This is a genomic window from Thiolapillus sp., from assembly GCF_048562965.1.
In the GTDB taxonomy this organism is placed as follows: Bacteria; Pseudomonadota; Gammaproteobacteria; order Chromatiales; family Chromatiaceae; genus Thiolapillus; species Thiolapillus brandeum_A.
This window is the reverse complement of record NZ_JBHNMF010000883.1, coordinates 1-1183: the sequence shown is the minus strand read 5'-3', so window position 1 is coordinate 1183 and position 1183 is coordinate 1. Positions and strand designations below refer to the sequence as shown.

Here is a 1183-nt window from a genome sequence, read left to right as displayed (position 1 = left end):
GGACAAACCAATCCCCAGGCAGCATAACCCTCAACATTCCACCCCCCCAGATTGCGCATCCGAATCAGGTTGAAGGCTGCAAAACTCATGACAAACTGAAACTCCAGTTTCTCGCGACCCACAAAGCGACTCTTGCGCAATCTGCCTACGGTTTTGAGACAGCCAAAACATTCCTCGATTCGTTTGCGAATCTTCAAACTGGTGGCATAACCGCCATGGCGGGTGGTGCGTTCATCAATGGCGGATGAACGGTTGGTGGTGTTCTGCGCCACATGCGGGGTGACATTGGCTAACCGCAAGTCTTCAACGCAGTCCTGGGTATCGTAGTTTTTGTCCGCGCCCAAAGTCACACGGTGTGTGCCTTTGAGCGCCGATGCCATATCAATGGCGGCCTCGCGTTCAGCCGTACCTGTTGCCTGGGTTACCTGGGCGTTGACCACCAGACCATGTCGGTTCTCCATCAATATATGCCCCAGGTAACTGAGCTTGGCGGCGACACCCGAACTCTTCCGATACATAAACGCATCCGGATCTGTTTTGGATTCATGGGTATCCCGCTTGCGCTTCTGACCCCAAAAATCCACGCTGGGATTGCGCCCGCCTCCTTTGGGAGGCGTTTCATCATCCTTCGGGCGGTAACTCTTATGCGAAGCCCAGGCTTCAAGTACGGTGCCGTCCACGCTGAAATGCTCTTTGGAAAGCAAATGAGCCTGATCCGCTTGCGCCAGAACTTGAGCAAAGAACCGGCGGGCAATGTCACCTTCGAGCAAACGATCCCGGTTCTTGGTGAACGTAGAATGATACCAAACCGGATCCTCTATGGAAAAACCCACGAACCAACGAAACAGCAGGTTATAGTCCAATTGCTCCATCAACTGCCGTTCGCTGCGTATGGTGTAGAACACCATCAGCAATTGCGCACGCAATAGTTTCTCTGGGGGAATGGAGTCGTGCCCGGCTTCGGCATAAAGAGCATCAAAATCCTCATCCAATGCCAACAATGCCGTATCAACAAGTTGGCGAATGGGACGCAGGGGATGATCTTTGGGCACCCGGTCTGCAGGACTGACCGTACTGAATAATGTATCTTGATGAATATCGGGACCGCGCATGGCTCTTTCGCTTCTCGTTCAATTCTTGGCGATATTTTCTCAGATTTGGGTGTTTTTCAACAGCCTGTTAA

1 protein-coding gene is annotated in these 1183 nt (G+C 52.3%); it reads right to left on the bottom strand.

The annotated features are described in order from the left end of the window. The coding region (locus tag ACOCD2_RS20870) for an IS5 family transposase (RefSeq protein WP_419626038.1) at positions 1 to 1112 on the bottom strand (1112 nt) is incomplete at its 3' end. Positions 1113 to 1183: the final 71 nt, after the last annotated feature.